The sequence below is a fragment of the Planococcus dechangensis genome, assembly GCF_042654465.1.
Classification (GTDB): domain Bacteria; phylum Bacillota; class Bacilli; order Bacillales_A; family Planococcaceae; genus Planococcus; species Planococcus dechangensis.
The window spans coordinates 1-22,679 of record NZ_JBHSGL010000002.1; the positions used below are offsets into that span (position 1 = coordinate 1).

Annotated in this window: 26 protein-coding genes and 8 tRNA genes; 4 read left to right on the forward strand and 30 right to left on the reverse strand. The window is 47.9% G+C overall.

The window, feature by feature from the left end; translation table 11 throughout:
• Positions 1-108: 108 nt before the first annotated feature.
• The 22 genes from ACFO5U_RS00465 to acpS form a co-directional block, all read right to left on the reverse strand.
• Positions 109-182, reverse strand: a tRNA-Gly gene (locus ACFO5U_RS00465).
• Positions 183-201: 19 nt separating this feature from the next.
• Positions 202-278: transfer RNA gene (locus tag ACFO5U_RS00470), tRNA-Arg, on the reverse strand.
• Positions 279-299: 21 nt separating this feature from the next.
• Positions 300-385: transfer RNA gene (locus ACFO5U_RS00475), tRNA-Leu, on the reverse strand.
• 98 nt (positions 386-483) lie between these two features.
• Positions 484-558, reverse strand: a tRNA-Gln gene (locus ACFO5U_RS00480).
• Between the two features lie 9 nt (positions 559-567).
• Positions 568-643 (reverse strand) — tRNA-Asp (locus tag ACFO5U_RS00485).
• Between the two features lie 3 nt (positions 644-646).
• Positions 647-723, reverse strand: a tRNA-Met gene (locus ACFO5U_RS00490).
• A gap of 69 nt (positions 724-792) precedes the next feature.
• A tRNA-Glu gene (locus tag ACFO5U_RS00495) sits at positions 793-867 on the reverse strand.
• 7 nt (positions 868-874) lie between these two features.
• Positions 875-949: transfer RNA gene (locus ACFO5U_RS00500), tRNA-Asn, on the reverse strand.
• A 397-nt stretch (positions 950-1,346) separates the two neighbouring features.
• On the reverse strand, positions 1,347-1,808 hold the full coding sequence (locus ACFO5U_RS00505) for a SprT family protein (protein ID WP_377275714.1): 462 nt from the start codon (positions 1,806-1,808) through the stop codon (positions 1,347-1,349).
• Position 1,809: 1 nt separating this feature from the next.
• Entirely contained in the window at positions 1,810-3,990 is a 2,181-nt protein-coding gene (locus ACFO5U_RS00510; protein ID WP_377275716.1) for a Tex family protein, read from the reverse strand.
• Positions 3,991-4,091: 101 nt separating this feature from the next.
• Positions 4,092-4,691, reverse strand: a complete 600-nt coding sequence (locus tag ACFO5U_RS00515) for a PP2C family serine/threonine-protein phosphatase (RefSeq protein WP_377275718.1) — start codon at positions 4,689-4,691, stop codon at positions 4,092-4,094.
• Complete coding sequence (gene sigB, locus ACFO5U_RS00520) at positions 4,691-5,473, reverse strand: RNA polymerase sigma factor SigB (RefSeq protein ID WP_377275720.1); 783 nt, start codon at positions 5,471-5,473, stop codon at positions 4,691-4,693. The genes ACFO5U_RS00515 and sigB overlap by 1 nt, the downstream gene beginning before the upstream one ends.
• Positions 5,451-5,921 (reverse strand): anti-sigma B factor RsbW, encoded by a 471-nt coding sequence (rsbW, locus tag ACFO5U_RS00525; RefSeq protein WP_068460431.1) that lies wholly within the window; start codon positions 5,919-5,921, stop codon positions 5,451-5,453. The genes sigB and rsbW overlap by 23 nt, the downstream gene beginning before the upstream one ends.
• Positions 5,922-5,923: 2 nt before the next feature.
• On the reverse strand, positions 5,924-6,256 hold the full coding sequence (locus tag ACFO5U_RS00530; RefSeq protein WP_377275722.1) for an anti-sigma factor antagonist: 333 nt from the start codon (positions 6,254-6,256) through the stop codon (positions 5,924-5,926).
• A gap of 95 nt (positions 6,257-6,351) precedes the next feature.
• Positions 6,352-7,353, reverse strand: coding sequence for a PP2C family protein-serine/threonine phosphatase (locus ACFO5U_RS00535; protein ID WP_377275724.1), 1,002 nt, complete (start codon positions 7,351-7,353; stop codon positions 6,352-6,354).
• Between the two features lie 12 nt (positions 7,354-7,365).
• Positions 7,366-7,767 (reverse strand): anti-sigma regulatory factor, encoded by a 402-nt coding sequence (locus tag ACFO5U_RS00540; protein ID WP_058381773.1) that lies wholly within the window; start codon positions 7,765-7,767, stop codon positions 7,366-7,368.
• Between the two features lie 2 nt (positions 7,768-7,769).
• Entirely contained in the window at positions 7,770-8,132 is a 363-nt protein-coding gene (locus tag ACFO5U_RS00545) for an STAS domain-containing protein (protein WP_058381774.1), read from the reverse strand.
• Positions 8,129-8,959 (reverse strand): RsbT co-antagonist protein RsbRA, encoded by an 831-nt coding sequence (locus ACFO5U_RS00550; protein WP_377275726.1) that lies wholly within the window; start codon positions 8,957-8,959, stop codon positions 8,129-8,131. The genes ACFO5U_RS00545 and ACFO5U_RS00550 overlap by 4 nt, the downstream gene beginning before the upstream one ends.
• Positions 8,960-9,139: 180 nt before the next feature.
• The gene (locus ACFO5U_RS00555; RefSeq protein WP_377275728.1) at positions 9,140-9,490 is read right to left on the reverse strand and encodes a type II toxin-antitoxin system PemK/MazF family toxin; all 351 of its coding nucleotides are present in this window, start codon (positions 9,488-9,490) and stop codon (positions 9,140-9,142) included.
• Between the two features lie 4 nt (positions 9,491-9,494).
• Positions 9,495-9,779: a transcriptional regulator gene (locus tag ACFO5U_RS00560; protein ID WP_377275730.1), complete on the reverse strand. Its 285-nt coding sequence runs from the start codon at positions 9,777-9,779 to the stop codon at positions 9,495-9,497.
• Between the two features lie 43 nt (positions 9,780-9,822).
• Positions 9,823-10,971: an alanine racemase gene (gene alr / locus ACFO5U_RS00565; protein ID WP_377275731.1), complete on the reverse strand. Its 1,149-nt coding sequence runs from the start codon at positions 10,969-10,971 to the stop codon at positions 9,823-9,825.
• An 18-nt stretch (positions 10,972-10,989) separates the two neighbouring features.
• Entirely contained in the window at positions 10,990-11,343 is a 354-nt protein-coding gene (gene acpS / locus ACFO5U_RS00570) for a holo-ACP synthase (RefSeq protein WP_377275733.1), read from the reverse strand.
• Between the two features lie 68 nt (positions 11,344-11,411).
• Here acpS and ACFO5U_RS00575 point away from each other — a divergent pair, with 68 nt between their 5' ends.
• On the forward strand, positions 11,412-12,026 hold the full coding sequence (locus tag ACFO5U_RS00575; RefSeq protein WP_377275734.1) for a rhomboid family intramembrane serine protease: 615 nt from the start codon (positions 11,412-11,414) through the stop codon (positions 12,024-12,026).
• 17 nt (positions 12,027-12,043) lie between these two features.
• On the opposite strand, the gene ACFO5U_RS00580 is transcribed toward ACFO5U_RS00575, so the two are convergent.
• The 7 genes from ACFO5U_RS00580 to ACFO5U_RS00610 all read right to left on the reverse strand — a co-directional run bounded on the left by ACFO5U_RS00580 (position 12,044) and on the right by ACFO5U_RS00610 (position 20,185).
• On the reverse strand, positions 12,044-13,624 hold the full coding sequence (locus tag ACFO5U_RS00580) for a PH domain-containing protein (RefSeq protein WP_377275736.1): 1,581 nt from the start codon (positions 13,622-13,624) through the stop codon (positions 12,044-12,046).
• On the reverse strand, positions 13,617-14,096 hold the full coding sequence (locus tag ACFO5U_RS00585) for a PH domain-containing protein (RefSeq protein ID WP_377276417.1): 480 nt from the start codon (positions 14,094-14,096) through the stop codon (positions 13,617-13,619). Before ACFO5U_RS00585 ends, ACFO5U_RS00580 begins: the two co-directional genes overlap by 8 nt.
• Before the next feature lie 147 nt (positions 14,097-14,243).
• Positions 14,244-15,758, reverse strand: coding sequence for a degradosome RNA helicase CshA (locus tag ACFO5U_RS00590; protein WP_377275738.1), 1,515 nt, complete (start codon positions 15,756-15,758; stop codon positions 14,244-14,246).
• A 339-nt stretch (positions 15,759-16,097) separates the two neighbouring features.
• Positions 16,098-16,793 (reverse strand): alpha/beta hydrolase, encoded by a 696-nt coding sequence (locus tag ACFO5U_RS00595; protein WP_377275740.1) that lies wholly within the window; start codon positions 16,791-16,793, stop codon positions 16,098-16,100.
• Entirely contained in the window at positions 16,790-18,148 is a 1,359-nt protein-coding gene (locus ACFO5U_RS00600) for a UDP-N-acetylmuramoyl-tripeptide--D-alanyl-D-alanine ligase (protein WP_377275742.1), read from the reverse strand. Before ACFO5U_RS00600 ends, ACFO5U_RS00595 begins: the two co-directional genes overlap by 4 nt.
• Positions 18,149-18,161: 13 nt before the next feature.
• Positions 18,162-19,232, reverse strand: coding sequence for a D-alanine--D-alanine ligase (locus tag ACFO5U_RS00605; RefSeq protein ID WP_377275744.1), 1,071 nt, complete (start codon positions 19,230-19,232; stop codon positions 18,162-18,164).
• Between the two features lie 182 nt (positions 19,233-19,414).
• A complete protein-coding gene (locus ACFO5U_RS00610; protein ID WP_377275746.1) occupies positions 19,415-20,185 on the reverse strand; it encodes a hypothetical protein in 771 nt (256 codons plus the stop codon).
• Between the two features lie 196 nt (positions 20,186-20,381).
• On the opposite strand from ACFO5U_RS00610, the gene ACFO5U_RS00615 reads away from it, so the two are divergent.
• Positions 20,382-21,566: an FtsW/RodA/SpoVE family cell cycle protein gene (locus ACFO5U_RS00615; RefSeq protein ID WP_377275747.1), complete on the forward strand. Its 1,185-nt coding sequence runs from the start codon at positions 20,382-20,384 to the stop codon at positions 21,564-21,566.
• Positions 21,567-21,608: 42 nt separating this feature from the next.
• Here ACFO5U_RS00615 and ACFO5U_RS00620 read toward each other — a convergent pair whose 3' ends face one another.
• Positions 21,609-21,752, reverse strand: coding sequence for an Lmo0850 family protein (locus ACFO5U_RS00620; RefSeq protein ID WP_377275749.1), 144 nt, complete (start codon positions 21,750-21,752; stop codon positions 21,609-21,611).
• A 284-nt stretch (positions 21,753-22,036) separates the two neighbouring features.
• Between ACFO5U_RS00620 and ACFO5U_RS00625 the strand changes: the two genes are divergently transcribed.
• Positions 22,037-22,360, forward strand: a complete 324-nt coding sequence (locus ACFO5U_RS00625; protein WP_377275751.1) for a metal-sensing transcriptional repressor — start codon at positions 22,037-22,039, stop codon at positions 22,358-22,360.
• A gap of 50 nt (positions 22,361-22,410) precedes the next feature.
• Complete coding sequence (copZ, locus tag ACFO5U_RS00630) at positions 22,411-22,632, forward strand: copper chaperone CopZ (RefSeq protein WP_377275752.1); 222 nt, start codon at positions 22,411-22,413, stop codon at positions 22,630-22,632.
• The last annotated feature ends 47 nt before the right edge of the window (positions 22,633-22,679 follow it).

A 22,679-nucleotide genomic window follows, 5' to 3' on the forward strand; every position in this document is an offset into this window, starting at 1 on the left:
CTCCGATCGCCCGGGGGCGACCTTCGCAAAAGCCGTTCGCGCGCCAAAGCGCTCGTGACGTCTTTCGTTGACGTTTTGCTGTTCAGTTTTCAAGGTTCAAAAGTTAGTTGGAGCGGGTGAAGGGAATCGAACCCTCATCATCAGCTTGGAAGGCTGAGGTTTTACCACTAAACTACACCCGCATATTTATAATAGAAACAATGGCGCGCCCGAGAGGACTCGAACCTCTAACCGCTTGATTCGTAGTCAAGTACTCTATCCAATTGAGCTACGGGCGCAAACATTTAAAAGTAAGGTTATGGTGCGGCCGAGAAGAGTCGAACTTCCACGGGATTTCTCCCACTAGGCCCTCAACCTAGCGCGTCTGCCATTCCGCCACGACCGCATGTATTTTATATTTTTTGGGACAAATTCTATTGTATGACATTCAGAACTCGTTGTCAACGATAATGTTCTTAAGGTTTAATCTCGGTTACCCTAAAATGGCTGGGGTACCTGGATTCGAACCAGGGCATGACGGGATCAAAACCCGTTGCCTTACCGCTTGGCTATACCCCATTAAGAAAATGGCGGTCCCGACCGGGATCGAACCGGCGATCTCCTGCGTGACAGGCAGGCATGTTAACCGCTACACCACGGGACCATTTGGTTGCGGGGGCAGGATTTGAACCTGCGACCTTTGGGTTATGAGCCCAACGAGCTACCGAACTGCTCCACCCCGCGATAATATTAAAGCTTTCAATGAAGTTTCACATAAAACATTATACTAGAAATAGTATTTTGCATTATATATGGTGACCCCTACGGGATTCGAACCCGTGTTACCGCCGTGAAAGGGCGGTGTCTTAACCGCTTGACCAAGGGGCCAAATAAATGGCTCCGAAGGTAGGACTCGAACCTACGACCATCGCATTAACAGTGCGGTGCTCTACCACTGAGCTACTTCGGAATAATGTTTAAGTACTTGTCGACTTTTTCTATTATAAAGAGCCTTACCGCAATCGTCAATAGTTTTCGTGCATCATTTTATATTTTAATTTACAACAGCTTCTTCTCTCTAAAATGTTTGCGTAGAAAAGTTTCATCTTACAGCACTTGGCTAGCCTCTCAGCAACTTAGCATCCATAACTCAACTCCTTGCCGGTTACTTGGCACCAGCTTGCAATGCATTGCCTGTCGCCTCCCTATCCATCGTTTTGAACATAGTGTTTTCTTTTTCTTCTATATAGCTGAAGCGATCTCAGCCCCACAGTACTTGCTCTGTTAATAATGAATGCAACACTTTCCCGCTCTTCAGCTCGAAAAACGAAATCAAAAAAGAGCCGCTGAAAGAGCGACTCTTTGCTTTATGCTTTTTCTGTTTTTAAATGGAGCATTCCTGTGCATCGCCCGCATCTATACTTCGCTGTGTTCATCCGGATCTTCCGTGGAAACTCGGTGTTGCAGGAAATACACTCATAGAGATAGAAGCTCGAACTCTTCCTGCGCTTGTCAGCCAGCAGTGAGCAGAAACGTGGCGACCCGGTCTGTTTCAATAACTCACGAAAATCTTTGTCCCTATGCTTATACCCTTTTCCTTCGAGGTGCAGGTGATAATGGCATAGTTCATGCTTGATGATCCCGATGAGTTCGGCGTGCCCAAATTTATTATAGGAAGCAGGATTGATTTCGATATCGTGCGAGCGCAGTAAATACCTGCCGCCCGTCGTTCGCAATCGCTTGTTGAATATTCCTTGGTGACGGAATGGCTTACCGAAGACGTCGCGGGAAATCTCTGAGATCAGTTTAGTGAGTTCGTCATTGTTCATATCATCTCTCCTGGAGATCTGGCTGTTGTTGTTTCGGAGGAAGCATCGTTAATGCAATGCGCCCTTTTTGTTTTTCGACTTGGTCGACCCACACGGTCACAATGTCACCGACTGCAACTACATCAAGCGGATGTTTGACGAATCCTTTTTTCAGCTTGGAGATGTGGACGAGCCCGTCCTGCTTTACACCGATGTCGACGAATGCACCGAAGTCGACGACGTTGCGCACTGTTCCCTGCACTTCCATTCCAGGCATCAAGTCTTCCATCTTCAAGATGTCGCTTTTAAGCAGCGGCTGTGGAAATTCATCCCGCGGATCACGGAACGGTTTCTTCAGTGCATCGACAATATCTTTCAGTGTCACTTTTCCGACTTCCCATTCCAAGCTCAAGGCATCGATATCTAATTCTTCCAGCTTCCCGACAATTTCCGGGCGGCCAATCATTTTCTTATCCGCTCCGATTGTCTTCAGGATTTTTTCAGCAGCCGCATAACTTTCAGGATGAATGCCGGTCGCATCGAGCGGGTTCTTGCCTTCAGGAATCCGTAAGAACCCAATTGCCTGCTCATAGGTCTTTGCTCCAAGGCGCGGAATTTTTTTCAATTGAACGCGGGAAGTGAAGCGCCCATTTTCATCCCTTATTGTAATGATGTTTTCGGCAACGGTCTTGCTAAGGCCAGCGACGTACTGAAGTAGTGACGCCGAAGCAGAGTTTACATTCACGCCCACTTGGTTAACCGCAGTCTCGACAACAAAAGTCAATTGGTCCGCCAGTTTCTTCTGGGACACATCATGCTGGTACTGACCGACCCCCACTGCTTTCGGATCAATTTTCACAAGTTCTGAAAGTGGATCTTGCAGACGGCGCGCAATTGAAGCAGCGCTTCGTTCTTCTACTTGCAAGTTCGGAAACTCCGCCCGGGCAATGGCCGAAGCCGAATAGACACTCGCGCCGGCTTCGTTGACGATGACATATGATGCCTTGGTTGCAGAATCTGACAAGAAATCGGCTACGAATTGTTCCGTTTCACGCGATGCAGTCCCATTTCCAATCGCCATAATCTCAATCGGGTATTTTTCCGTTATGCGCTGCAACGTCTTTTTTGCGCCTTGTTGATCAGATTTAGGCGGGTGAGGATAAATCACAGCCACTTCGAGTAGCTTTCCTGTTTCATCGATGACTGCCAATTTACAGCCCGTGCGGTATGCTGGATCGATACCGAGCACCATTTTGTCTTTCATCGGTGGCTGCAACAGCAAGTTGCGAAGATTTTCCGAGAAAATATGGATTGCTTGAATTTCGCCTTTTTCGCTTAGTTCCGTGCGAATTTCTCGTTCAATCGACGGTTGGATCAAACGCTTATAGCTATCTTCAATGGCCGATTCCAATTCTTTCACTGCTGGACTCCCTGTTTTTACCCATTTATTCTTCATCGAACGAAGGATTCGATCCGCAGGAGGGATAACCGCCACTTTCAAGACGCCTTCCTTTTCGCCGCGGTTAATTGCAAGAATACGGTGCGGAACGATCTTTTTGATGGCTTCGCTGTATTCATAATACATCTGAAATACTTGCTTTTCGTCTTCATGGCCTTTTTTGGCAGTAGTTTCCAATATGCCGGCATCACGCGTCAAACGACGTGCTTGTTCACGAATATCCGGATCATCTGCAAATAATTCCGCTAAAATATCCTGTGCCCCTGCAATGGCGTCTTCAGCCGATTCCACGCCTTTTTCAGAACTGATATAGCGTTTAGCTATAGTTTCGAGCTGCTCTTTTCCTGGGTTCAAAAGCCAATCAGCTAGTTCCTGCAAGCCTTTTTCTTTAGCGATGGTAGCTTTGGTACGGCGCTTTTGCTTGTATGGCCGGTATAAATCTTCCACCCTTTGCAAAACCGTTGCTGTGCGAATGCTCTTTTCAAGCTCTGGCGTCAGTTGTTCCAGCTCGTCGATTGAGCGGATAACATCTGTTTTTCGTTGCTCCAAATTTTGGATATATGTATATCGATCCTCAATTGCTTTTATCTGAACTTCATCAAGTGAACCGGTTGCTTCTTTTCGGTAACGGGCGATAAATGGCACCGTATTGCCGCTTTCAAGTAATTCAATAACTTGATTGGCCTGATGGGGTTTGACCCCCGCTTCTTTGGCGATTAATGCGTGCAATTGCTCTGTTTCCATATTGGGCACTCCCTTTCTACTGTTCTATTTTAACATGCCATGTCGGACTCGGAGAAATAAGCTATTCACTTTTCATGGAATGTAAAAAAAGAAGCCTCTCCTCAATGGAGAAGGCTTCCTGATATAAGTGTAGCGTCGTCGCCAGTTTCGATGGATGAAAGAATGTCTTCATACAACCGCCTGGGCGTCCCTGCTCTTTTCATCATCGCTTTCGGGTTGCGCAAATCCACGCCATCCGAATGAATCAAGAACAAATCATTTTCCAAATAGGTGAAAAGCTGCGTTTTGAGCTTTTGCGGCCTCCCGGAAAGATAGCCCATTACCGGCAACGGATAAATCACATCATCAGTTTCTTTCCGGTACAGATAGAAGCGGATATTGCCGACACAGCTGTATTCAAGCGTTCTTCTTTTAAAATCTACTTTAAATATAGCGACTGCCGCTCCGCGTTTTTGCAACATAAGCATATTAAAACGGTTCATCAATTGATCAATCGTTTCGTGATGAAATTCTTTTAGAATCTTGGGGATGACCTGAGACGACTCACGCGCTGAAGGACCACTCCCCAATCCATCGGCTACGGAGCAAATAAAGTAATCATCCGTCAATACTGTTGAATAACTATCGCCGGATTCATAATTCCCTTTTTTTGCTGCGTTGTAGACATAGGCCTCTACATTTTTATGGCGAATTTCTTCCACTACGAAACCCCGCCAGCAGCTAAAATAGCTTCCTGAAGCTTTTTAATTGCTTTACGTTGGAGACGTGATACGTGCATTTGTGAAATCCCTAGACGATCGCCTGCTTCTTTTTGGCTCAGCTGCTCTATGTAGGTGTATTGGATGATTTGTTTTTCCCGATCGGAAAGGACACTCATCGCTTCCGCTACGAGCATGCGCTGATCCGCCTTTTCATATCCGTCATCTTCCTGACCAACTACATCAAATAACGTCACCGTACTACCGTCCGAATCCGCCTCAAGTGAGTGATCCATAGAAAGCGCTTGATAGCTTTTGCCCATCTCCATCGCTTCTAGTACGTCGTCTTCGTCAACATCCAAATATTCAGCGATTTCCCATACTTGCGGAGAACGCTGAAGTTCTGTCGTCAGTACTTCAACGGTGGCTTTGATGCGCGGCCCAAGCTCTTTGATGCGCCGCGGCACATGGATCGCCCACGTCTTATCGCGCAAGAATCGCTTGATTTCACCGATGATCGTCGGAACTGCGAAGGCTTCGAAACTACGTCCGTATGAAGGGTCGTAGCGGCGAATCGCCCCCAGCAATCCGAGCATGCCTACTTGCGCAATGTCTTCGTGATAGGATTTCCCGTTGGAATACTTGCGGGCAATCGACTCGACTAGACGACGATAATTAAGGACAAGGTTGGTTTGTGCCTCCTCGTCCTCTGTTTTCTGATAAGCTTCAATCCATTCCAGAACCTGTTCTTTCGTTGGCTGATTAGGATGAGATTGTTTCGACATCCTCTTCCACCCGCTCTCCTTCAACATGCTTTGTCATGAAGACAGTGACGCCTTCTTGGTGGTGAACTTTCACTTCATCCATCAAGGTTTCAATCAAATACAAGCCAAGACCTCCTTCACGCAGGAACGCTCCCTCTTCCTGGTCATGGTATGGGCCAACTTTTGCTTTCGTTTCTTCAAAGTCAAAGCTTTGGCCATGGTCCGCTACCATAATCTCAATTTTGTCTTCGTACAAGGCACAGCCAATGACGACTTCGCCTTCTTCACCTTCTGAATAAGCGTGTTGGACAGCGTTTGTCACTGCTTCACTTGAAGCAATTTTCAAATCTTCGATATCGTCAAACGAAAAACCGATACGGCTTGCAAGCCCGGAGATCGTCAACCGAGCTACGCCTACGTATTGCGATTTCGCCGGAACACGCATCTCTACATAATCGAAAGGACGCATAGTTAGTTCCCACCCTTCGCGGCGGCTGCTTCAATGTCCATGATATCGCCTAAGCCTGTAATATCAAAAAGACGCTTCAAACGGCTTGAAAGACCGGTAAGCTTGACATGACCGCCTTTTGCATTCACTGATTTATAAAACGCAACGAATACACCAAGGCCGGTGCTATCCATATAATCGACTCCAGATAGATCCAGTTCGGCATTTAGGCCCTCCTGGTTTTGGTAAGCTTCAAGTTTTTCACGCAATACCGGTGCTGTATGCGCGTCAATCTCTCCGTCAATATTGCCTTTTAATATATTGTCATTTTCTGTCAATTTAACTTGAATATTCATCTCTATATGACACCCCGTTTTTGTATGATTCAATGTGGCTAAAAAAGCCATTCTTAAGTTTTCATACCCGCTGCTTGCGCCCACTAAACATCAAGTTAGGCTTTCTTGTAAATAACCAATGTGAAGTCGTCTTGCAGTTCAGCATTTTGCATGCGTTCGAGTTCGTCGTAAACATACTGGACAATTTCTTGTGCCGATTTGCTTTTTTTGTTTTCAATCAGTTTATAGATGACTTCGCGCTCGATAAACCCTTCCTCGTTGCGGCCTTCAGTCACGCCGTCCGTCATCATGATGACCATATCGCCTTTAGACAAGGTGACGGAATGTTCTTCGTAAACAGCCGCCGGTGATACGCCGAGCAGCAAGCCTTTTGCTTGAAGTTCATTGAATTCGCCTGTTTCAGCACGGTATAAAATAGCCGGTTCATGTCCAGCAGATCCGTATGTAAGTTTGGCTTCACCCGCATCATAATTGGCGTAGAACATCGACACAAACATCGAATCGTCAACACTTTTTTCCACGATGCGATTGATGACGCCGAGTACATCCTTCGGCATGGCGTGCGAGCTGTTTAAACTATCCATTCCAAACTTGATCATGGACATGCAAAGAGCCGCTGGAAGGCCCTTGCCGATCACATCGGCAACGGCCACACCAGCGTAACCATCATAATCACTGACGAAATAAATATAGTCTCCGTTCATTTTTCTGGCTGGAATCGACAATAAGCCTATCTCGAGCCCTTCAAGTGACGGCAGTTTCGTTTTGAGCAGCGTTTCCTGGACATTCGCAGCAAGATCCATTTCCACTTTCAGCTCTTCTTGTCGCTTCAGCAAACTTTGGCGTTCTTGCAGCGCCAATCCATAATTGATCATCATTTCAATTAGGAAATCAAATGAATGCCAAACAACATCCGGGAGTTCTCCGTAGAGCTCCTGGATGGCTGCTTTGTGCATACTGATGACTTCTTCTGGTGAAATGTTCTCCAAAATAAGCTGTCTACTGAAATTTTGGCCGACATACAAATTTTGTTCCGTCTGCTTTTTTACATATTCGTTCAGAATTTCTTGATATTGCGCTTCGATGCGTTGAGGCATTTAGCGTTCCTCCTAGCGGAGCCACTTCGTAGCCCGTATATCTGTTCCTTCACCTTGAATCGTTTCAATCTTGAAATCGTCCATTAGGCGTTTGACACCTGGCAAGCCTGCACCAAGTCCGCCCGACGTCGTGAATCCGTCTTCCATAACTTTTCGGACATCCGGGATTCCCGGTCCGCTGTCTGCAGCAATGATGAGAATTCCCTTCATGCCATTTTCAGTCAGCTGCTGGATTTCAATCCTGCCCTGGCCGGCGTATAAGTAGATATTGCGGGCAAGTTCGCTGATGGCCGTCGTGATACGCGCTTGGTCCACCGTGCCGAAGCCCAGCTCTTTGGCGACATTTCGCCCAAGCTGCCGTGCCGCTACAATATCCCATTCCGTTAAGATTTCCACTGAGGACTGGTCGCTCATTTTCAAGCCTCCAATTCCAGTTGAAGTTTCTCCAGGCCGTTCTCTAAGTCAAGTGCCGTCATAACATCTTCAAGTCGAATTCCGAGCTCGATCAAAGTGATGGCAACCGCCGGCTGGATACCGGTAATAACCACTCTTGCCCCCATCAGGCTGGACATGCTGATGACATCTCCGAGCACCTTGGCAATGAATGAATCAATAAAGTCGATGGACGTCAAATCAATAACGACCCCGCGTGCACTCGTTTCGTGCAACTTCGTCAAAAGGTCTTCCTGGAACTGCAATGCTGTTTGGTCATCCAGTTCCCATTGGATCGAAACGATCAATGTATCTTTCAATTTTAGAATTGGGATTCTTACATTCATGCTTCCTCAACCTCCACAATTTTTCGGTTTGTCCAAGCCAGTGCTTGTTCTACGCCGCGCTGCAATGTGCTCGTTGTCGTAAAGTCGTTCAAATTAATGCCGAGCGTTACGATCGTTTGCGCGATTTCCGGGCGGATGCCGACGAGCATGCATTTGGCCCCGACCAAGCGTACGGCGTCTGCCGCTTGGATGATGTGATGGGCGACCATCGTATCGACGACCGGCACGCCTGTAATGTCGAGCAGGACCACTTCCGCACGATGCCTGACAACACCGTCTAGCAAATTTTCCATAATCAGCTTTGCACGCTCCGTGTCGATCGTGCCGACAAGTGGCATGACTGAAACTTTATCAAAAACTGGGATAAGGGAAGCGGAAAGCTCCTGCAAAGCGATTTTTTGCAGACTCACGGTGCGCTCCCAAGTTTTGGAGTAAATATCGAGAGTGCTGTTGCGGATAGGAGTTGCCCAATTAGCGAATTCATGGATAAATCCATCCATATTTTCTTGAGTAATCATGCCTTGTAGTTTCATTCCTTCATAAACGATCTCTGCAAAATAATCGATCGCTTTCGTTACATATGTGATGGACCAGCCGAGGCGGACCACTTTCTCGGAAAAATCTTGCAACCGTTTCTCATATGCCTCGTGGCTTTCGAGCAAACTCGACAACATCAATCCAGCAAATTCCTGGCTTGTCTGATTCATCACTTCATCCGATATTACCTGGTATGAGCGATCGTCTTGTTCGCGTTTCATTTGCTCCTGCCATTTGGAAATGATTCCGGTCATATTGTCTTGAATATATGTAGCCATCTGCTTGTTCATGTTTTCGTATTACCCTCCCAGTGACCCCATCAATAGCCACAATTTCATACTTGTCTTACCATTGTATCGGAAAACCGACTATTTCACACCTTTTTTGCTACCGACTCTGACAGCATCTGCTTTTCAATGCGAAAATGCCCCGAGAAAGTAGTCTCGAGGCATTTCTATGGAGTATGTATGCTAGAATTTTACAAGTCCGACGCTGATTTCCAAGGCTTCGTCGACCTTTTCCATCAATCTTTCATCCAGCTGTGTAATTTTATCGGTCAAGCGCGATTTATCGATCGTCCGCAATTGCTCCAGCAAAATGACGGAATCACGTTCAAAGCCATATTTCTTGGCATTGATTTCCACGTGCGTCGGCAATTTCGCCTTCTGGATCTGGGCGGTGATTGCCGCTATGATCACTGTAGGGCTAAATCGGTTCCCGATATCGTTTTGAATCACCAGAACCGGACGGGTCCCGCCTTGCTCAGACCCGACGACCGGTGATAGTTCTGCGAAAAAAACATCCCCGCGTTTTACAATCAAGTTGTCACCCTCCGCTTACGAGTTGCACTGTCGTATGCTCCGCTTCGTACTCAGCGTGCGAACATTCGCAGGCAATCGACAGATTGATCTGCGACATTTCCACGTAGCCCTTGATCATCGCTTCCCGAATATGATATGAATCGTAGACATTTTTTGTTACTCGCTGAGTCGAAACGTAAATGAATTCTCCGTTTTCCTCAACGCGTTCCTCTGAATGGGCAGTCAATTCCGACATAAATTGCTTCGGCAACTTGACTACCACTTCTTTCGTCTTTGACTTCTCGTACACAGCCGACACCTCCGAAAATCCCGATCTCTGTCTATTTCCCTTTTCATCTTACCATTGAATCAGTTGCCTGAAAAGGCGATCGGGCATTATTGGTGCCATTCACATAGATGCGGGGAACCCGCTTTGTCAAAATACAAGGGACCTCGTAGGGGATTGTACCCATCTTTTCGGCCCATTCATCTATCAATACTTTATTTTCGCCTTGCTGGCCGATCAATTGAACTTTTTCGCCGACCAGCAGTTCTTCATTCAGGCGGATCATGCATTGATCCATACAGATACGGCCGACAATCGGCACACGCTCGCCGCGCACCAGCACTTCCTGCCCTTGCAAAGCGCGCAACATCCCGTCTGCATAACCGATTGGCAATGTCGCAATCCACTCTTCGCCAGGACTCCGGTAAGTAGCGCCGTAACTGATCGTCGCCCCCGGCTGCACTTTCTTCACATGGACAATTTCCGTCTCCAAGCTCAGCGCCGGCTCAAGCGCGATGGGTGAATGTGCACCGACAAAAGGCGATGGTGCGATGCCGTACAGCGAGATGCCGATCCGCACAGCGTCGCATGCAACAGCTGGATGCATCAATGCTGCGGCACTATTGGATACGTGGACCATGACTCCATCGGGTATATGCTTCAACACCTGGTTCATGCGCTCAGTCTGCTGCTCGAAAAGGCTTGTGTCCTGTTCGTCAGCTGCGGCAAAATGAGTGAAGATCCCTTCGAACGAAAAGTTGTCTGAAGCCAACGCCGCAACAGCCGTTTGCGCTTCTTCCGGCTGGATGCCGAGCCGCCCCATTCCGGTATCGACTTTCAAATGGACACGCAGCGGCGGTGTTGACGCGGCGGCTTGTCGTGCCTTGCCGATCCATTCGAGCGAGATGGCGGTGACGATAATATTTTCATGTTGCGCAACGCTTACAAATGAAGCCGGTACAGCCCCCATCACGAGAATATCGCTTTTGATGCCGCTTTGGCGCAGCGCCAATGCTTCGTCCGGCGTGGCCACTGCAAGCAAGCGGACACCAGATTCGATCGCTAAACGCGCGACTTCTTGCGCTCCGTGGCCATAGCCATCCGCTTTGACGACCGCGATCACTTGGGCATCGCCGGCTTTTTCTTGAAATGCTTTAAGGTTGTTGCGAATTGCTTCCATATTGATGATTGCTTTTGTCGGGCGATACATTTCCATCGGTTAGACACATCCTGTTCATTCGGTTTGCAAAACAACTTGCGCAGCGGCAAATTCTTTTGAGTGTGTGATCGACACGAGCCCGCATTCCAAGCCACGGAAATACATACTGGGCTTGCCGTTGCTATCTTTGCGTATTTCCATATCCTGAAACGCACAGGCAGCTCCGATACCGGTACCTTTCGCTTTGGCGAATGCTTCTTTGGCCGCAAAGCGGCCTGCCAGGAATTCGGTTTGGCGTTTGTTTTTCAATAGAAGGTATTGATCAAGTTCATGTTCGGTCAGTACGCGTTTTCTGAATTTCGGTGATTTTTCATCGAGCATGCGGATTCTTCCGAGTTCGACGATATCAAGGCCGATTCCTGTTATCATAAAGGTTTCTCCTTTCATTCGCAAATGGGTAACGGGTATAATGGAGCTATGAAATTGAGGTGACCTTATTGTTTATTAGAAGAGAAAGTTTTTCGCAATACTTGAAATTGTACCCGGTCGTGTCAACTTTGATCGCGTTGAACGTCCTGGTGCACTTGTTGACGCTCATTCCAATATTCGGCGACTATATTTACTATTACGGCATCGGCTGGAATTTTTGGATTGCTGAAGGCGAATGGTGGCGCTTTGTGACGCCGGTTTTCTTGCATGGCGGTTTTATGCATTTGCTGTTCAATATGTTCTCGCTGTTCCTATTCGGACCTGAGCTTGAGCGCTTGACCGGCAAGATGCGCTTTATTACGATTTACATGCTGTCCGGCTTTTTCGCATCGGTTGCGACATTTTTCATACAGCCGCTTGATTATCAACACGTCGGTGCAAGCGGAGCCATCTTCGGTGTATTCGGTGCCTTCGGGGCGCTCGTCTATTACGGAGGCCGTGCATTGCCGCAGCTTAAACAAATTATACTCCCGATTATTGTGATAAGTATAGTCATGACGTTCTTGGCACCGAACATCAACGTTACGGCACATATCGCCGGAATGATCACCGGATTTTTAATCGGGCTCAGCTATTTCCACCCGAAACGAATCGTCAGCTGGCGCGCCAAGAAGCGCAATTGACGCACATGAAAAAACCCTCAACCGATTTCAGTCGGCTGAGGGTTTTTCGTTGGTCCATCCTCGGTTTCAAGCTGGCGTTGTCCGGATGGTTCGTACCAGGCCAAAATGTCTTCCGCCGCTTCCCGCCCGACATGCGGTATGAAAGCGGTCGCTCCGAGCATGCCGGATTTGATCGTCGCGTGCACTGATGCCACGTCACGCCGGCGCTGGAAAATCGTCCGCGTCACGGCGATGACTTGAATGCGTTTTTTCATCATATAATAGCGATGAAGGCTGACGCCGCGGAACTGCGCGGTCAGCTGGCGCTCTGCAATGGCGTAGCCGGCCGAACGATGCTGCCACAAGCCCATCAGAATAATGACCGGCACGACGGCGAGCGCCCATAGGCCGTATGGATAGAAAAAATATCCGAGTGCCGCAAATGCCGGAATCAGCCATGCAATCGACAAGCGGTAAAAGAATGGGCGGCTTCGTTTCGGCAGCCGCTCGAGTTCCGGCGACCAATCGAATTCCGGGAATAATTCTTCTAGCACCGGCTTCATGGCTTTTTGCTTCACTAAAGGAAACAGGCGGATTTTTTCATCTTTGTCCGCCAAGGTCCCTCCTGCACTTTCCACCGTCACTGCTACATAACCGAATAATTGGCGCAGCGGATTTTGCGTCATTTTAATGCCTTGCACGCGTTTAAACGGAACCGACACTTTTTTCTTCTCCAACAACCCGCGCGTAATATAAATCCGTTCATCATCCGCATGAATGGTGAATTGATAATAAGCGATCAGCGTCATGGCGACAGAAATGATCCAGGCGAGCAGCAAACCGGCAAACACCGTCAACGCGACGACCAAATAGCCAAAGCGCATAAAGACCATCACTTCATCATAAATCGCATCGTACGGGATCAATTCCGCAAACTGCGACAGGAATAAAGCGACGCCGGAAATCACGACGCCTATCCCTCCGGAAGTGGTGGCGAGCATCAATAATTCCTTTAGGCTCATTTGGTAGAGAATGCGCGTTTTGCTTTCTTCCTCTTCTTGCACCACCGGCTTAGCCGCTTGCACAGGACCGTAAAGTGTTGCTTCATCTTCTACAAGAGCCTGCTGCTGGTAGCTCCGTTTCGCAAGCTTCATCTCCTGTTCGATCCGTTCCGCCTCGGCGCGGTAGATGGCAGTGAGCTCGGCTTCGGATTGGCCGACTTTACCAGAACCCGCAGTCTCGACTTTTACTTTGACGAGCCCGAACGGACGATGGAAGATTCCTTCGGTATAGTTCAAGCTTTGAATGCGCTCAAACGGAATATAGCGTTTCTTTTTGACGAACAGCCCGTATTCGATCCGCAGCTCTCCATCTTCAAACCAATAGACAAAGCGTTTCCACTTGATAATGCCCGCAATCAGCATGAACAATAGGACCACCCCGCCGATGATCAGCGGCAATAAGCCTTGCCACCCTTGGCTGAACATGCCTGAAATGCCGCCTTCCCTGAATAAATTGGCACCAAAAATGATGACAAACGGCAAAATCAACTCTTTCAAGCCTTTCAGAAAATTAATCAACGCCGAAACCGGGTGTAATTTATAGCGGATTTCAGACATCGTCTTCCGCCACCCTTGCAAGCACTGAGATGCGGGAACGCAGTTCATCTGCTTCTGCGGTGATCAATGCTGGAATGGTATGGGTCGTTGCTGCTGTCGAAATGGAAATTTCAGACAAATCGTATTTGCGGAGAATTGGCCCTTGTTCCGTATCGACGTGCTGCACGCGCACCATCGGAACGAGTGTACGCTTGACGATAAAGAGTCCATGCTGCAACTCGATTTCCTGTTCGCGCACTTCGTAGCGCCAGCGCTCCCAACGAATTTTTGGGAATAAGTAGATAAATAGAAATCCAAACAATAAAAGCACGCCGCCCGCTGCAGCATAAATCCAGCTCGGCCATTCGAAGAAATATGTAAGCACACCAACGCCGGCCAATAAGACAGCAAATACAGTCGTTTCGATCATGCCGTATAAACGCCAGACAGTCAGCCCTTTCCGGGATATCCGATTTTTCGGTTGATGATTCATCATGCCATCTCCAATCACAAAATCTCTGCAGTTAACTATACGTTCTATACAAGGGAACGTTTCATTTCATTGTACCTTATTCGCAAAAGACAAAAAAGGCGGAGAATCGGCAATTACTGCCAATTCTCCGCCTTGCTGTTTTATTTCTTAAGATTCGTGGCGACGAGTGCGGCCAGGACGCCCTCCGCCTGAAGAAGGACGGCTTGAGCTTGTAGACGATGAATCGCGTCTGCCTTTGTAGCCGCCACCGCCGGATGGACGTCCGCCAGTGCTGCCTTTGCCTTTATAGCCACCGCCAGAAGAGCGGCCGCCTTTACCTTTGTAGCCGCCACCGCCACGTGATGGCAATGGACGCTCTTCAGTAATTGAAACCGGAGCATCTTCCGGATCTTTCGTCAGCGTTTTAAGTGCTGCTGCAACCAAATCAACTGCATCGTGCTTGCCCAACATTTCTGTTGCAAGTTCACGGTAGCTGCCAAGGTTGTTTTTCTCGGTCATTGTTTCCAATTGTTCCATCGCAACACGCTGAAGTCCGATAACCGCTTCGTCAGCAGTCGGAGGAACTAGAGCTTCCATTTTCTTCTTCGTAGTTCTTTCCACGATTGACAAGTAGCCCATCTCGCGTGGTGTTACGAGTGTAACCGCGACGCCTTTTTTACCTGCGCGGCCAGTACGGCCGATACGGTGAACATAGCTTTCTGGGTCTTGTGGAATGTCGAAGTTGTAGACATGCGTAACGCCCGAAATATCCAGGCCGCGCGCTGCAACATCAGTTGCTACAAGAACGTCGATTTTGTTTGATTTGAACTGCTTCAAAACGGACATGCGTTTCGCTTGGCTAAGGTCGCCGTGAATTCCTTCAGCTAGGTAGCCGCGGAGGTTCAAAGCGTGTGCCAATTCATCAACGCGGCGCTTTGTGCGTCCGAAGACGATTGCAAGTTCAGGCTGTTGAACGTTCATCAAGCGTGAAAGGATATCGAATTTTTCGCGTTCTACGGATTTCACGAAGAACTGCTCGATGTTTTCGACAGTCATTTCTTTCGACTTGATTTTAACGATCTCAGGTGTCTTCATGAATTTTTCTGCGATGCGGCGGATCGGATCCGGCATTGTTGCAGAGAACAGAAGCGTCTGACGGGATTCAGGGACATTCGACATGATGGACTGAATGTCTTCGATGAAGCCCATGTTCAGCATTTCATCAGCTTCGTCCAATACGAGCGTGTTGACGTTTTCGAGTTTCAACGTGCGGCGGTTGATATGGTCAAGCAAGCGACCAGGTGTGCCGACGATGATTTGCGGACGGTTTTTCAAAGCGCGGATTTGACGGCCGATTTCTTGGCCACCAAATACGGACAAGATGCGCACGTTTTTGTCTTTACCTAGGTTGTAAAGTTCTTCAGAAACTTGGATTGCCAATTCGCGTGTCGGTGCAATGACTAGTCCTTGCACATTTCCATCACGGCTGTCGATTTTCTCGATCAATGGAATACCGAAAGCGGTTGTTTTACCAGTACCTGTTTGTGCTTGCCCGATAATGTCTTTGCCTTCCATTCCAAGACGGATTGTACCTTCTTGAATAGGTGTCGCTTCCTCGAAGCCCATGCGTCGTACGGATTTCAATGTTGTTTCGCTGATGTTTAACTCTGTAAATTTAACCAAATTTTTTCAATCTCCTTTTGTCTTCATCTTATTTACAAATGGTACACATTTTAGATGAATTTATGACAAGGTCGAGCCTTTTTAGTAGGAACTTTCACGTCGAAAATCATACTCTGCTGTTGTAGCAGAGGGGATGTGTGAACAGGAAAAGCTCGGTCGTTGCCGAGCGGTCTGTACAGCGGGGTTTTTGATGGCCCCATTAATTAGAACAAACCGTTTATGCTCAAAAAAAACCTCTTCACGAAGGAAGAGTGTCTCAAAAATGTATCCATTGCTCTAAACAGAGTAACACGATTCACCCGGACATGCAATCGATATGCAAAGGTCCCAATAATCAGTTTACTGTCCGTTTCTCATGAATTCCAATGCTTCCAAAAACCAGGCGGCGGAATCTTCGCTATAACAGATCAAATGGCGGCCTGTCTCTGAGTGATACAAATGTTTCTCGCTCGAACCGAGCCGATCGTAGATGTGTTCGGCAGCTGTCGAAGGGACGACCCCGTCTTTATCGCCCTGGACGATAAAAACCGGCAAGTCGATTAGGTGGTAATACGGTTCCACCGTTTTCACGACACGCAGAAACTCCACCGCCGAACGCAACGGGGTATTGCGCAACTTGTACTCATATAGATGGAAGCCGGCATTTTTATCGATCCGGCCAGTCACTATGTCGCGCATGGCGTTGCGCACTTCTTCTCCCATCTGCGCCGGGCTGATGTATTTAACCGCTGCGCTCAACAAAACGAGCCGGTCGACCTTATAGCGCATCGATAAATAAAGCGCAATCAAGCCGCCCATCGAAAACCCGACAATGATGATGCGGTCCACTTTCGTTTTTAGTCTCTTGAGCGCGAGTTCCGCTTCCATCATCCAAACTTCCGCGCTTTGCTCGCCAAGAGACAGCTTTTCGCCGTGCCCGGGCAAAGTCGGAATTTCGATAATCCAGTCGGTATGGTCGGCTAAATAATCCGCAAAAGGTTCCACTTCGAACGGCCCGCCGGTAAAGCCGTGGATCAAAAGGACCCCAGTCTTCATTGCGGCGTGAACGGCTCGATGATTTTTTCGAGTGCCATGCCTCGCGAGCCTTTAACGAGTACCGCCGAATCTTTGCCGATGTTTTTCTTTAACAGGTCGATGATTGGGCCGTAATCGTCTTCACTCCACAATAATTTTCCTTCATAGGAAGAAATCAATTGATCGTAAAGCCACTTCATGCGCGGGCCGTACAGGCAGACGCCTGCCAATTCAGGGCCGATCGAGCTTTTCAGTTCTTCGTGGAAGCGCTGCTCGTCTTCGCCGAGTTCCAGCATATCGCCGAGCACGGCCCATTTTTCTTCTTTCATGGTCGTTTCACGGATAAAGTTCAAGGCGGCTTTGACGGATGTCGGCGCTGCGTTATACGCATCGTTGATGAAAACCGCTCCATTGGCCGCGGACACGAGCTGCATGCGCATATCGGTAAGCGCTGCATTTTTCAGCGAACGGCGAATTTCCTCTTCCGTCAGGCCAGCTTCCAGCGCAATCAAAATCGCAGACAAGGTGTTTTTCACTTGATGTTCGCCGAGCACCGGAATCGAAAAAGCGGCGTCGATAATGCCATTGACCAAGAAACTGCTGCCGTCTTCGGTCGCTTTAATGTCCGTCACACTAAGCTCGTTATCGGGGCCAAAGCCGAACGATACAGCTTGCGGGAAATCTTCGACAAATGGCAATAACAGCGGTTCGTCGCCATCATAGAATAGTTTGCCGTGCGGCTCGAGGCCGGCAACAATTTCAAACTTCGCTTCTGCAATGCCTTCACGCGAACCGAGGTCCTGCATATGCGCTTCGCCGATATTGGTGATGATCGCATAATCCGGGCGCGCCAGTTCCGATAGAAATTGAATTTGGCCAAATCCGCTCATGCCCATTTCCAGCACCGCATATTTCGTATCTTCATCCAAAGACAAAATCGTCAACGGAAGACCTAGTTCATTGTTGAAATTCCCTTGCGTTTTCTGCACTTTGTAATATGGCTTCAGCACGCTCGCCACCAAATCTTTTGTAGAGGTCTTGCCATTGGATCCAGTAATGCCGATGACTGTCGCTTTTAACTCGCTGCGGTAAGCACGCGCCATTTCCTGGAGCGCCTTTTCACAATCATCGACAAATAGCAGCGGCAAATCGGACGGCGGGTCCGGCTCATCGTTTTGCCATAGCGAAGCGGCAGCTCCCGCTTCAATTGCATAACGCACATATTTGTGGCCATTGGTGTTTTCGCCGCGGAAAGGAATGAACAAATCGCCCGGCTTGAGTGTGCGCGTATTAATCGATACGCCCGTCACTTCCACCCCTTTTACCGTTGTTTTGATGTCCAGCCACTCGGCTATTTGTTCAATCGTTTTCTTCATAGGTTCTCCCCACTCAATCCATTTTGAATTGCAATAATTGTTTTTCTTCGTAACGTTCAATGGCCAGTGCGATCAGTTTTTCAATAAGTTCCGAATACTCTAAGCCTGTATGCTGCCACAATAACGGGAACATGCTGTATGGCGTAAAGCCCGGCAATGTATTGACTTCGTTGATGATGATGCGGTGATCCTCTGTGACGAAAAAGTCGGCTCTCACCAGTCCTGAACAGTCAAGAATCTTGAATGCTTTTTTTGCTTCATCGACCAATTGCGCATAGACCTTTTCCGGGAGTTCAGCCGGAATGATCATCGCGGTATTGCCGTCTTTGTATTTCGCTTGGTAATCATAGAATGCCTTCAACGGCTTGATTTCGCCCGCTACCGAGCATTCGGGCTCATCGTTTCCGAGAACGCCGACTTCGATTTCACGGCCGACAACACCTTGTTCGATGACGATTTTACGATCGAATTTCAATGCTTCTTCGACTGCCGAAACGAGTTCCTCGCGGGTTTCCGCCTTGCTGATCCCGACACTTGAGCCAAGGTTCGCAGGTTTTACGAAAACCGGCCACGCAAGTTCCGCTTCCACTTTATCGGCCCAGAAATCCTGGCTGTCTTTCCAGTCGCGCCGCAGGAAATAAACATACGGAGTCTGTGTCAACCCGGCTTGTTCGAATAATTGCTTCATGACCACTTTGTCCATGCCCGCAGAAGACGCCAAAACGCCGTTTCCGACATACGGCAAATTCATGACTTCAAGCAAGCCTTGCACCGTGCCATCTTCTCCATTCGGGCCGTGCAAAAGCGGGATGACGACGTCAAGCCCAGCGTTTTCCGATTCGGCCAAAAAACCGGAGATGTCATTTTTGCGCTCTTGCTCACCAGGCAATTGCAGTTCTTCAATAGAAGAAACCGGCCCTTCGAGCGGAGTTCCTTTGCGCCATTCGCCTTCTTGCGTTATGTAGATGGGGTAGACTTCGTACTTATCAAAATCAAGCGCTTTGGAGAATGCGCTGGCTGTCGTTAGCGATACTTCATGCTCAGCGGATTTGCCGCCGTATAAAAGCCCAATTCTTTTCTTCATTCCAGACCCTCATTTCATTTTACATATTGATTAGTTTATCACGAACCCCGCCGTGCGAAAAATCTTTTGTCAATGCAACTCATTTCCAACTGGACGGCAGTTGCAAATCCTCGCCACTTGACTCGCAAGTAAAGCCCCTACATATCGGCAAATAAAAAATAATGCCTAGAGCAGACTAGGCATTATTTCCATCCCTTTAATTTTCGGTCATAGATGATCCGGCCAGACAACGGCCTTCTCATCGTTTCGTCGAGATCGTCCCAAAACTCATCCATGAAGTCGATTTCGCCGACAGTTCGCACATGCAGTTCGATCGTGTTTTTTGTTTTTTCCGGATCGGCTAGCGACAGCAGCACCCCTTCACTCATATCCCGGCGCAGCTTATGGAATTGTTCTTTCGGCAGTTCCGGAATCAAGTCCTTCATCCGGCGGCGGAAAAAGTTCTGCCCATTCGCTTCTTTGCGGATGATGTGCGTGAAATGATGGGCAATCAACTCGCCGAGCTTTTCCATGCGGCGGAAATAGATTTTCGTCAACTCTTTTTCTTCCCCGGCCAAATACGCGTATTCGTTTTGCAGCGATGTGAAGAAAGGACTTTTCACCGGCTCTTTTTTATGGCCCAAGTAAAGCAGTTCGGCTTGTTCTTGTGCCGTCAGCGAATTGAGCTGCTTTTCGCTGCGAAAATCGACCCAGCAAAATTCGCCCGTGCGGTTGGATCTTGCGCGCTTTAATTGCCCATATTCCTCTCGCGTGGCGAAGTCCAGATGGGTATGCATATTGAAAGAAGCCTCCTCGTAAGGATGCTTTAATAGCAGTAAATTCTCCGGCTTCTCAATGGCTTCTAGAAAATGCGCAAAGCTAAGGCCGCTAAACAGGGCCATCCGCTCTGATTCACTTACGTATACATAAAGATGCTGTATGTAAAAATCCGTCTTCAACGGTTTTTTGTCCATGCGCCCCACTCCATTTCAATCTTCCTTGTTTATTATACGGCTTGCGCGCCCTTTAGGAAACATTCCTGTTTCCGATTCGTCATTACTTTTGCACTGCTTACGCAACCATTCGAACATTCTTTTTATCATGCGCATGAGTCGTGTAAATGATGTATAATGATGGGCGTTATAGATTACGAAAAATAGGTGAACTGATATGCAAACTAACAAGGGTTTTTCCGATCGTTTTGATTGGTCGCTCACATTTATTATATTTCTCTTTTTCATCGTCAGCTTGGTCGCCATTTCGTCTGCCCAGACGTCCGGGCAGTACTTGACCAACTTTGTTCCGCGCCAGGCGCTGTTTTATATCGTCTCTGCAGGGATGATCGCCGTATTGATGTATTTTGATACGGATCAATATAAAAAGATGGCGTATTATTTATACGGCTTCGGCCTCCTGCTGCTACTTATGCTCATGGTGGCTCCGGACGGCCCAGGCCAGATCGCTCAGCCGATCAACGGGGCGAAGGCGTGGTTCCATACGCCATTCGTCAATATCCAACCTGCTGAATTCATGAAAACTTTCTATATTCTAGCGTTGGCGAAAATGATTTCTTCCCATCACGAGACGAATTTATTGAGCACCATGAAAAGCGATTTGCTGCTGCTCGGTAAAATTGCTGTTTTGCTTGCCTTGCCGCTCGGCTTTATCCTCCTTCAGCCAGACCTTGGAACCGCGCTCGTCTTTATCGCGATCACTTTGGCCATCGTTGTGGTCTCCGGCATTTCATGGAAAATCATTGTGCCAAGTTTTGGGGGCGTGGCGCTCGTGGGCGTCACTTTGTTGTGGATGACGCTCAATATGCAGGATCTTTTGGGCCGCTTCGGATTAAAACCATATATGTTCGAACGCATCTATACCTGGCTCGATCCATACTCCTATGCAGAATCAGGCGGTTATAACTTGATCGCTGCTTTGAATGCGATCGGGTCCGGGGAAGTATTCGGCAAAGGCTATCAAGGCCGCCAAGTGTATGTACCGGAAAACCATACCGATTTCATCTTTACGGTCATCTCGGAAGATTTCGGGTTTATCGGGGCCAGTGCTGTCATCATTCTATTCTTCATGCTTATTTACCACTTGACGAAAATCACGCTGCAGTTCAAAGATACATTCAGCACTTATGTGTGTGCCGGCATTATCGCGATGATTACATTCCACGTGTTCCAAAACATCGGCATGACCATCCAATTGTTGCCGATCACCGGCATTCCGCTGCCGTTCATCAGCTACGGGGGCAGTTCCTTGATCGGCAATATGCTTGCACTCGGCGTTGTGTTCAGTATGCGTTTCCACCACAAAAATTATATGTTCGACCGTTCACGCCAAAATTCATAAAAGCATAAACAAAAAACTCCGGCGCATCGCGTCGGAGTTTTTTTATGAAGAATGGGATTGCACTTGGGGAGGCTGCGGCAAAGACAAAGTTTTGCTCAGCTCAACACGAGATTGCGTAATGGTTGCTTGCACGCCCAGTTTTGCCAATTTGGATACCACGTTGCGGATTTCTCCATTTTTTATCATCCATGATCACCTCTTTAGGTAGGAATTATTGCTTGTGGAGTTATGCAGATATCGCTATTTGTTCATCGGTTCATTCGAAAAAGTTGACTTTTCCTTAGCTATGTATATAATACCATCATTTCAAGGTTTTAAACGTATCAATTTGATGACAAATGCAAAGTTTGAGTTAATTACTTGAAACACATACCCCCTTAAGGTATAGTGAAGGTGTAAATCAATGAAAAGCACCAGTTTAGAACGCAACATATATATTATCGCCAATCGAAAAAATGGAGGGGTTTTGGATGAGTGAACTAATTGAAGAAATGCCCGTCTCTGATGATGCTTGCAGAAAAAGCCACCATCCCCTTTCGGTGAAACGGGATTTGACCAACCGCTTGAACCGGATTGAAGGGCAAGTCCGCGGCATTAAAGGCATGGTCGACCGGGATGTTTATTGCGATGACATCATCACCCAATTGGCTGCTACACAATCTGCTCTGAACAGCGTCACAAAAGTGCTGCTCGATGGGCATTTAAAAGGTTGCGTGAAAGACCGCCTTGCAGAAGGCGACGAAGAAGTGCTCGATGAACTGCTGATCACTTTCCAAAAGCTGATGCGGAAATAATTTTTAAATACAGGAGCATTTTTGCTCCTATCCATGAGGAGGAATTATTCATGAAAGAACTCGTACATTTAGAAGTGAGCGGCATGAGCTGCCAACATTGCGTCAAAGCGGTAGAAGACAGCGTCGGTGCACTTGCAGGAGTAGAAAAAGTCGATGTGTCACTTGAGCAAAATGCAGTTGACGTAACATACGACAGCGCTAACGTCGACGTGGCACAAATCGCCTCGGCAATCGAAGACCAAGGATACGAAGTCGCGGCATTAAGCGAATAACTGCGGAAACGCAGTTATTTTTTTCAATACAATATACCCCTATAAGG

Bases quoted from the DNA above. Each gene is read 5' to 3' on its own strand.
- ACFO5U_RS00505 (WP_377275714.1), bottom strand. From the start codon at position 1,808: ATGAACAATGACGAACTCACTAAACTGATCTCAGAGATTTCCCGCGAC.
- ACFO5U_RS00510 (WP_377275716.1), bottom strand. From the start codon at position 3,990: ATGGAAACAGAGCAATTGCACGCATTAATCGCCAAAGAAGCGGGGGTC.
- sigB (WP_377275720.1), bottom strand. From the start codon at position 5,473: ATGTCGAAACAATCTCATCCTAATCAGCCAACGAAAGAACAGGTTCTG.
- rsbW (WP_068460431.1), bottom strand. From the start codon at position 5,921: ATGCGTCCTTTCGATTATGTAGAGATGCGTGTTCCGGCGAAATCGCAA.
- ACFO5U_RS00530 (WP_377275722.1), bottom strand. From the start codon at position 6,256: ATGAATATTCAAGTTAAATTGACAGAAAATGACAATATATTAAAAGGC.
- ACFO5U_RS00535 (WP_377275724.1), bottom strand. From the start codon at position 7,353: ATGCCTCAACGCATCGAAGCGCAATATCAAGAAATTCTGAACGAATAT.
- ACFO5U_RS00540 (WP_058381773.1), bottom strand. From the start codon at position 7,767: ATGAGCGACCAGTCCTCAGTGGAAATCTTAACGGAATGGGATATTGTA.
- ACFO5U_RS00545 (WP_058381774.1), bottom strand. From the start codon at position 8,132: ATGAATGTAAGAATCCCAATTCTAAAATTGAAAGATACATTGATCGTT.
- ACFO5U_RS00550 (WP_377275726.1), bottom strand. From the start codon at position 8,959: ATGAACAAGCAGATGGCTACATATATTCAAGACAATATGACCGGAATC.
- alr (WP_377275731.1), bottom strand. From the start codon at position 10,971: ATGGAAATGTATCGCCCGACAAAAGCAATCATCAATATGGAAGCAATT.
- acpS (WP_377275733.1), bottom strand. From the start codon at position 11,343: ATGATAACAGGAATCGGCCTTGATATCGTCGAACTCGGAAGAATCCGC.
- ACFO5U_RS00580 (WP_377275736.1), bottom strand. From the start codon at position 13,624: ATGTCTGAAATCCGCTATAAATTACACCCGGTTTCGGCGTTGATTAAT.
- ACFO5U_RS00585 (WP_377276417.1), bottom strand. From the start codon at position 14,096: ATGAATCATCAACCGAAAAATCGGATATCCCGGAAAGGGCTGACTGTC.
- ACFO5U_RS00595 (WP_377275740.1), bottom strand. From the start codon at position 16,793: ATGAAGACTGGGGTCCTTTTGATCCACGGCTTTACCGGCGGGCCGTTC.
- ACFO5U_RS00600 (WP_377275742.1), bottom strand. From the start codon at position 18,148: ATGAAGAAAACGATTGAACAAATAGCCGAGTGGCTGGACATCAAAACA.
- ACFO5U_RS00605 (WP_377275744.1), bottom strand. From the start codon at position 19,232: ATGAAGAAAAGAATTGGGCTTTTATACGGCGGCAAATCCGCTGAGCAT.
- ACFO5U_RS00610 (WP_377275746.1), bottom strand. From the start codon at position 20,185: ATGGACAAAAAACCGTTGAAGACGGATTTTTACATACAGCATCTTTAT.
- ACFO5U_RS00615 (WP_377275747.1), top strand. From the start codon at position 20,382: ATGCAAACTAACAAGGGTTTTTCCGATCGTTTTGATTGGTCGCTCACA.
- ACFO5U_RS00620 (WP_377275749.1), bottom strand. From the start codon at position 21,752: ATGATAAAAAATGGAGAAATCCGCAACGTGGTATCCAAATTGGCAAAA.
- ACFO5U_RS00625 (WP_377275751.1), top strand. From the start codon at position 22,037: ATGAGTGAACTAATTGAAGAAATGCCCGTCTCTGATGATGCTTGCAGA.
- copZ (WP_377275752.1), top strand. From the start codon at position 22,411: ATGAAAGAACTCGTACATTTAGAAGTGAGCGGCATGAGCTGCCAACAT.